This window comes from Micromonospora qiuiae (assembly GCF_016863555.1).
In the GTDB taxonomy this organism is placed as follows: domain Bacteria; phylum Actinomycetota; class Actinomycetes; order Mycobacteriales; family Micromonosporaceae; genus Micromonospora; species Micromonospora qiuiae.
On record NZ_BOPC01000141.1, the window covers coordinates 1 to 7397 of the forward strand.

8 protein-coding genes are annotated in these 7397 nt (G+C 69.7%); 5 read left to right on the plus strand and 3 right to left on the minus strand.

Translation table 11 applies throughout. The features are described from left to right. On the minus strand, positions 1-625 hold a 625-nt coding region (locus Vqi01_RS29665; RefSeq protein WP_443673880.1), incomplete at its 3' end, for a cupredoxin domain-containing protein. An 858-nt stretch (positions 626-1483) separates the two neighbouring features. Beyond that, positions 1484-2062: a TetR/AcrR family transcriptional regulator gene (locus Vqi01_RS29670; protein ID WP_204038444.1), complete on the minus strand. Its 579-nt coding sequence runs from the start codon at positions 2060-2062 to the stop codon at positions 1484-1486. Between the two features lie 92 nt (positions 2063-2154). On the opposite strand from Vqi01_RS29670, the gene Vqi01_RS29675 reads away from it, so the two are divergent. Beyond that, positions 2155-3546: an MFS transporter gene (locus Vqi01_RS29675; RefSeq protein WP_239098768.1), complete on the plus strand. Its 1392-nt coding sequence runs from the start codon at positions 2155-2157 to the stop codon at positions 3544-3546. 159 nt (positions 3547-3705) lie between these two features. On the opposite strand, the gene Vqi01_RS29680 is transcribed toward Vqi01_RS29675, so the two are convergent. After that, on the minus strand, positions 3706-4263 hold the full coding sequence (locus Vqi01_RS29680; protein ID WP_204038445.1) for a CGNR zinc finger domain-containing protein: 558 nt from the start codon (positions 4261-4263) through the stop codon (positions 3706-3708). Positions 4264-4379: 116 nt separating this feature from the next. Here Vqi01_RS29680 and Vqi01_RS29685 point away from each other — a divergent pair, with 116 nt between their 5' ends. The 4 genes from Vqi01_RS29685 to Vqi01_RS29700 all read left to right on the plus strand — a co-directional run bounded on the left by Vqi01_RS29685 (position 4380) and on the right by Vqi01_RS29700 (position 7247). Next, on the plus strand, positions 4380-4844 hold the full coding sequence (locus Vqi01_RS29685; RefSeq protein ID WP_204038446.1) for a VOC family protein: 465 nt from the start codon (positions 4380-4382) through the stop codon (positions 4842-4844). Between the two features lie 80 nt (positions 4845-4924). Next, on the plus strand, positions 4925-5839 hold the full coding sequence (locus tag Vqi01_RS29690) for a pyridoxamine 5'-phosphate oxidase family protein (RefSeq protein ID WP_204038447.1): 915 nt from the start codon (positions 4925-4927) through the stop codon (positions 5837-5839). After that, positions 5836-6030 carry a ferredoxin gene (locus Vqi01_RS29695; RefSeq protein WP_204038448.1) on the plus strand — a complete coding sequence of 65 codons (195 nt, stop codon included), beginning with the start codon at positions 5836-5838 and terminating at the stop codon, positions 6028-6030. The genes Vqi01_RS29690 and Vqi01_RS29695 overlap by 4 nt, the downstream gene beginning before the upstream one ends. Then, positions 6027-7247, plus strand: coding sequence for an NAD(P)/FAD-dependent oxidoreductase (locus tag Vqi01_RS29700; protein ID WP_204038449.1), 1221 nt, complete (start codon positions 6027-6029; stop codon positions 7245-7247). Before Vqi01_RS29695 ends, Vqi01_RS29700 begins: the two co-directional genes overlap by 4 nt. Positions 7248-7397 lie beyond the last annotated feature (150 nt).

The following is a 7397-nucleotide window of genomic DNA, read 5'->3' on the forward strand; positions in this document are numbered from 1 at the left end:
CCGTCGCCGACAGGGTCACCGTGGCACTACCCACGTACGCCCCGTCCTCGTTCCGCTCCCCCGTCACCGCCGCGGTGACCGTGGGCGGCGTGGTGTCCGTGTCGTCGCGGGTGACCACCAGGAGGCCGGCCATGCTGCCGTGGCCGGGGATCGCACAGAAGTAGCGGTAGGTGCCGGGCGTCAGCATCACGTCAACGGTCCAGCGGCCCCCGTTACTGTCCGTCGGATCCGCCAGGATGTTCACGTCGACGTCGCTGTTGTATCTCGGGTCGATCGTGTCGAACGTGAGAGTGTGCTGCATCCCCGTGGTGTTACCGGTGGCCCGGCTGTTCTCGAAGACCAGGGTGGCCGGCCCGGCCGTGGCGGTGGCCGGTGCCGACGTGTACACCCGGAAGTCGTCACCGGCGGTCCAGGTAAGGACCTGGGCCTGCATCTGTGACGAGGAACCCTTGTTTGCCGTTGCCGGCCGGTCGGTCCCGGTCGGACGCGCGCTCGCCGGGGAGCCGGCCAGACCGGTGGTCAGCAGCAGCGCCACCGTCGCGATGGCCGCTACCGATCTCCGGATCCGGCTCGCGGTCGGCCGTTTTCTCCGTGGACGTGGATGCACACTTGCCTCCTTCAACATGCGGGCATGCGAGCGCAGCCCGTCGGTGTCAGGCGTCGCCAGAGGTGCGGGTGGTGCGCAGATCCGTTCAGCCCCTCCCTGGCCGCACGGGATCCCCGGCCGTGGCCGAAGGCCACATCCGTCTAATGTGGATGGTCGACCAACGCCTGCGGCGAGCCGGTTCGCACACAACATCGAGCAGGTTCCGCGTTGGAATCGATGGCGTGTCGTCGGGTACGGAGGATTGTCGGTCGACCTGCGGCGCGAACCGCGAACGATCGCCGCGGTGCGGCGTCGACCTGGGGATGGGGGTTCAGTAGCCGGTCGGGGCCCCTGACGGCTTACGCCCTTCGGGGGTCACCGCCGAGAGCTACTGTGCCGGTAGTTTCCGTCGATCAAACCTATTGATGTTGACCGACATTACTAACTTACCCCCAAGCTGTCCAGGGCTTTCATCGAATCAGGGAACACTTTCCATCACACGGACGAAAGTTCCTGGGATTCCCACGGCAACGCCTCGCCGATCGCGCCGCCGATGCCCCGGCCACCACCCATCGACGCCTCGGCGATGGGTGCCGGACTTGTTCCCTCCACCGCCGCCTACACCATGGGGCGGAGGCGTTATCTACGCTCACCACCTGCTGGCGCACCACCCGCAGGACCGCGCCGCTCTGCTCAGCTGGCTCGTTCGCCACGACGGACAGGTTCAGCAACTGTCCTACTGCTACTGCCACAGCAGCTGCGACCCGCGCCGCCGCCACGGCGACGAAGTGGGCCCGTTCGATTCCGGTCGCCAGCGCGCGGAGCTCACCGCTGATTTTCTCCATGTGCGGCGGGGCCTGGCATCCCATGCAAAGGGCCGCACATTGGCCGCAGCTGCTATTTGTCGCTCCGTGTGTAGGCGGCCAGGATCGTCTCGGATATGAAGTGTGGAGCGTCGGCCCGGTCCAGTCGGCCAGCGGCCACATCGAGGGCTGCGCCGTGCAGGACGTGGTGCAGGACGCTAACCAGCCAGTCGGCTGGGAGATCGGTGCGGAAGACTCCTTCGGCTTGGCCGCGTCGGATCAGGTTGTCGACGCGCTGTGCGGGTTTGGCGTGGAGTTCCTGCAACCGTCCGGGCGGCAACGACGCCTGAGCCGCTTCGAGGACAGCGGTGGCCTGGGCGAGCAGCAGCCAGCTTGATCTGATCAGGACGTTGAGTGCTTCCCGCGGGTCGCCCGTGAGGTCCATGCCCCCGAGAACCTTCTCCCCTTCGGACAGGACCCGCATGACCGCGGCCTCTACGAGGGCCTCTCGCGACGGGAAGTGCCCGTACAGGGTCACCCGGCCCACCCCGGCGGCCTGAGCGATTTCGCTCACGCTGGCATCGGCGTTCCGGCTCAGGCAGGCCACAGCTGCGCCAAGGATCTTGTCCACGTTCTGCCGGGCGTCAGCTCTGCGGGCCCCTGAGTGAGACATGCAACCCCTTCAAGTCGAACACGCATGTACGGGTTATCGTAGCGCGCAGAACTCGAACATGCCTGTTCGACTTACTGAAGGAGCTGATCGTCGTGGTCGAGTCCCTGACCGCAGCCAGTCCGCCCCGCAGACCCCACCCGCAGCGGTGGAAGATCCTCGGACTTGTCGGTATCGCACAGCTGATGCTGATCCTGGACGTCACCGTTGTCGCGATCGCCTTGCCGCACATGGGCGCGGACCTCGGGCTGCAGCGGGAAACCCTCACGTGGGTGGTGAGCGGATACACCCTCACCTTCGGCGGCCTGCTCCTACTCGGAGGCCGCGCCGCCGACCTGTTCGGGGCCCGACGCCTCCTGCTCACCGGGCTCCTGCTGTTCGCCGCCGCGTCCCTGACCGCAGGCCTCGCGACCACCGGGCCCATGCTGCTGGGCGGTCGGGTCGCGCAGGGTCTCGCCGCAGCGATCCTGTCCCCCGCCGCGCTGTCGCTGGTCGTCACCATCTTCGACGGCGACGAGCGCAACAAGGCCCTCGGGATCTGGTCCGCCCTCGGCGGCAGTGGCGCCGCACTCGGAGTCCTCCTCGGCGGCCTGTTGACCGCCGGACCGGGTTGGCCGTGGGTGTTCTACGTCAATGTGCCGGTGGGTCTCGTGCTGCTGCTCATGCTCCGAACGCAACTCCCACCACAGCCGCCGGCAGGCGCACGGGACCGACTCGACGTGCTTGGCGCCGTGCTGGTGACAGCGGCCACCGGATCCCTGCTCTACGCGGTGATCGGGGATGGGGACCGGGGCTGGGGCAGCGCGACGACCCTGATGCTCGTAGCGGCCGCTGTGCTCCTCTACGGCGGGTTCGTCGCCCGTCAGCGGCTCGCCGCCAGCCCGCTCATGGATATACGGCTTCTGCTTCGCCGACCGGTGGCGACCGGGGCCCTGTTGATTCTCGTCGCGACCGCTCTCATGATCAGTGTCTTCTTCCTCGGCACGTTCTACCTGCAGGACTACCGGGGGTACGGCGCGCTGCAGACGGGCCTGCTCTTCCTGCCCGTGGCGCTCGCGACCATGGTCGGGGCGAACGCTGCCGGCCGGGTCGTCGGTCGTACGGGTCCGCGGGCTCTCGGTGTCTTGGGCCTTCTCGTTGCGGCAGCAGGCATGGCGATCCCCGCCCTATGGGACGGGATGGTGGCCATGGTGACCGGGGTCAGCGTCGCCGCGGCAGGGACCGGTGCCGTCTTCGTCGTCGCCTCCGCCACCGCGTTGGGGCAGGTCACTGCACAGGAATCCGGACTCGCCTCCGGGATCGTCAGCACCTTTCACGAGTTCGGTGCGTCGCTCGGCGCAGCATTGGTGTCGAGCATCGCTGCCGCGAGCATCACCGGAGCCAGCACGACCGGCTTCACCCGCGGCTTCACCGCCGGTGCCATCCTGGCCACTGCCGCCGCTCTCCTAGCCCTCATCGTCACGCCAAGCCACCGCTCTGACCACTGATCCGGCAGCGGGCGCCGGTGGCGATCCCATCGGCGCCCCGCCCGCCGTGAGCACCAACTGCGGCGAGCGTGAAACGACCAGCACGATCGTGGCCCATCCGCGTACCGGGCACCGCCCCGACCTGCGGCTACACGCTCGGCCTGCTGGGCTCGCCGTTCGTTAGCTGGCCGGGCGCCGGCTGCGCGCGTAGTGCCGGGCGGCCTTGGCCCGGTTGCCACAACCGGCCATCGAGCACCAGCGGCGATTGCCTTTCGGGCTGGTGTCGTAGAAGTGCAGGACGCAGTCCGGGTGAGCGCAGCGCCGCAGCCGGTCGGGGTGCTCCGCCAGCAGTGTGAGGTAGTCGTCGGCCGCGCTCCAGGCCGCCAGGTGCGCCGGGTCGTCGACCCGTACCACGCTTACCGGCCCGTCTGGCCCGACGCTGCGCGTGATGTGGCCCCAGGCGAGTACGGCATTCAGGCTGGCGAGAGCTGCTGGGGAGGCCGGGTCGGTGATGTGCGCCCGTATCGCCTCGCGCGCTAGGAGCAGCGCTTGGCGGGCGGGCTCGGTGGCCGGCCAGTGGGAGCGGTTGTTGCTGGCGAGCCAGAGCCGCGTCCCCGCCAGGTCGCCGAGCAGGTCGTGTGGGCCCTCAGCATCCACCCAGATCGTGTTGAGCAGGTCCAGACCGAGCGGCTCGCCGACGAGCGGGCGTGGATCGCGCGGCTGGTCCTTGTCACTCACGTCCACCACTCTAACCCATCGGCGCTGTTTGACAGGTTGAAGATCTAACCCCTAACGTGTCGGTTGTAGGTTAGAAGCGCCGGGAGGGTCCGGCGCGCCCGCCACGGAGGTGTCCCATGACCACGACCACCGCACCGACCGCCCTGAAGACCGGGCACGTCGGGCTCAACGTCACCGACCTCGCCCGCTCAATCGACTTCTATCGAGCCGTGCTTGGGCTCGACGTGCAGGCCGAGGGCGCGGAGGAGGGGCGGCGCTTTGCGTTCCTCGGCCGGGACGGGCACCTGCTCGTGACGCTCTGGCAGCAGTCCGACGGCCGTTTCCCCACCAACCGTCCCGGTCTGCACCACCTGTCGTTCCAGGTCGAGACGATCGCCGAGGTGCAGGCCATCCAGGCGACCTTGCGGGCACTCGGCGCCGAGTTCGCGTACGACGGTGTTGTTCCGCACGGCGAGGGAGCGTCCTCCGGCGGGGTGTTCTTCACCGACCCCGACGGCATCCGGCTCGAGGTGTACGCGCCGACCGGCGCGGACGTGGTCGCCGCCCCGGTTGGCGGCGCTCCCACCTGCGGATTCTTCTAGGCCGCCCGGTGGTGCCGGCCCCGGTGTTCCGGGCCGGCACCACCACCGTTCCGCTTCAGAAGTGCCGAGAGGAGGCTTTGATGGCCCAGTACCACCCCGGGGAACTCGCCGCGCAGCGGCGGGCCGGAGTCGTCGAGCAGGCGGAGCATTCCCGCCTGGCGATCGGCGCGGCGCTCCCACCAGCGGCCGTGCAGTTCCTGACCGAGCAGCCCATGATCGTCATCGGCGCGGCCGACGACGACGGGCGCATGTGGGCGACCCTGCTCACCGGGCCGGCCGGTTTCATCAGCGCCCCCGACCAGCGGACCATCGACATCGAAGCCCGGCCGGTGCCCGGTGATCCGCTCGCTTCGGTGCTCGTCGGGCCGGCCGAGGTGGGCTCGATCGCGATCGAGCCCGGCACGCGGCGACGGATGCGGCTCAACGGCGTCAGCTACCCGAGGCCCGGCGGGCTCCGGGTCAGGGCCGAGCAGGTCTACGCCAACTGCCCCAAGTACATCCAGCAGCGGACCCCGCAGCGCGCCACCGACGCCCCACCGCCCCAGCCACCGCTCATCGGCGAGGTGCTCACCCCGAGCCAGCAGGAGACCGTGCGGCGGGCTGACACCTTCTTCGTGGCGACCCGATCCGCGGCGGGTGCGTGCGACGCCTCGCACCGGGGCGGCAACCCCGGCTTCGTGCAGGTGCTCTCGCCCAACCGGTTGCGCTGGCCGGACTACGTCGGCAACGCCATGCTGATGACCCTCGGCAATCTCCAACAGGACCCGGCCGCAGGCCTGCTGCTCGTCGACTGGCCCTCCGGTACGGCGTTACACCTGACCGGGACCGCCGAGGTCGACTGGGACCCAGCCGTCCGGCTACCCGGCGCGCAGCGGGTGGTCGACTTCCACGTCGAGCGCGTAGTCCAGATCGACCATGCCAGCCCCTTCACCTGGAGCGCACCGAAGTACTCGCGCTTCAACCCCATCATCAAATTGGAGGCGGACCAGCCATGACCATGACCGTCGACCTTGACCTGTGCCAGAACCACGGACAGTGCGTGTACGCCGCACCCGAGGTGTTCGCGTTCGACGAGGACGAAATCCTGACGTACCAGCCGGAGCCTCCGGAGTCGCAGCACGACAAGGTGCGCGCCGCCGTCGCCGCCTGCCCCGTCCGCGCCATTCGCCTTGTGGGCGAGTCATGAGCCCCCTGCGCCGGATCGTGGTGGTCGGCGCCTCACTCGCCGGGCTGCGCGCCGCCGAGGCACTGCGCCGGTCCGGTTACGCGGGTGAACTCGTGCTGGTCGGCGACGAGCCACACCTGCCGTACGACCGGCCGCCGCTGACCAAGCAGTTCCTCAACGACGGGTGGCGACCCGAACAGACCGCGCTGCCCGTTGCACCGGGTCTCGACGCCACGTGGCGGCTGGGCGTACCCGTGACCAGACTCGACGTGTCAGCCCACGCGGTGCACCTCGCCGACGGCGCCAGGCTCCATTACGACGGGGCGGTGCTCGCCACCGGCGCCCGCGCCCGGCCCTGGCCGGGCCCCACGACACCTACCGGCGTGCACACCATCCGGGGGCTCGACGACGCGATTCAGGTGGCCAAGGCGCTGCCCCATGCCGGCCGGCTGCTCATCGTCGGCGCCGGCTTCCTCGGCGGCGAGGTCGCCGCGGCGGCCCGGGCCCTCGGTGTCCCCGCGACTCTCGTCGAATCCCAGGATTGGCCGCTACTCGCGCCCGCCGGCCCGCACGTCGGGCGGTTCGTGGCCGCCCTGCACCGGGCGCACGGCGTCGACCTGCGACTCGGCGTCAGGGTACGAGACTTCACCGGCAACGCCCGGGGCGAGCTGACCGGAGCCGAGCTGACCGACGGCACCAACGTCGAGGCGGACCTGGCGGTCCTAGCGCTCGGCGCCAAGCCGAACATCGAATGGCTCGCCGGGTCCGGTCTGATCACCGACGGAGGGCTGGTCTGCGACGAATACTGCCGGCCGCTGTGGGACGACGGACGGCCCGCCCCGGATGTGGTTGCCGCCGGCGACCTGGCCCGGTGGCCGCACCCGTTGGCCGGGAACGAGCTGATCTCGCTCGGGCACTGGAGTAACGCCGTCGAGCAGGCCACCGCCGCAGCGCAGACCCTGCTCCAGCCCGACACCACCCCCGGCTACCGGCCGGTGCCGTCGTTCTGGTCAGACCTCTACGGGGTGCGGATGCGCTCAGTCGGGCTGCCGCACCTCGCCGACGTGAGCGCGGTGATCGAGCACGACGACTCCAAACACCGCCTCGTCGTCACCTACCACCGCAACGGCCAGCTCATCGGCGCGCTCACCGCCAACCGGACCAGCCGGCTCGCCCCCTTTCGTGCCGAGTTCCAGCGCCATCTCAGCGGCACGCACCCATCTGCCCTACCTGCCTGAGAAGTACCAATGAGCACACCCATCATCCCCCCAATTCACCGCCGAGACCGCCGCCGAGAAGGCGCAGCACCCGGTCGGACCGCATCCGCACCAGAACCTGCACCGGCAGATCAGCAAGAGCGACCGGCAATAGGACGGTGGCCACCTTGG

What these genes read in the sequence shown, in the direction of transcription:
- Vqi01_RS29670 (WP_204038444.1), bottom strand. Translation starts at nt 2,062, where the DNA reads ATGTCTCACTCAGGGGCCCGCAGAGCTGACGCCCGGCAGAACGTGGAC.
- Vqi01_RS29685 (WP_204038446.1), top strand. Translation starts at nt 4,380, where the DNA reads ATGACCACGACCACCGCACCGACCGCCCTGAAGACCGGGCACGTCGGG.
- Vqi01_RS29690 (WP_204038447.1), top strand. Translation starts at nt 4,925, where the DNA reads ATGGCCCAGTACCACCCCGGGGAACTCGCCGCGCAGCGGCGGGCCGGA.
- Vqi01_RS29695 (WP_204038448.1), top strand. Translation starts at nt 5,836, where the DNA reads ATGACCATGACCGTCGACCTTGACCTGTGCCAGAACCACGGACAGTGC.
- Vqi01_RS29700 (WP_204038449.1), top strand. Translation starts at nt 6,027, where the DNA reads ATGAGCCCCCTGCGCCGGATCGTGGTGGTCGGCGCCTCACTCGCCGGG.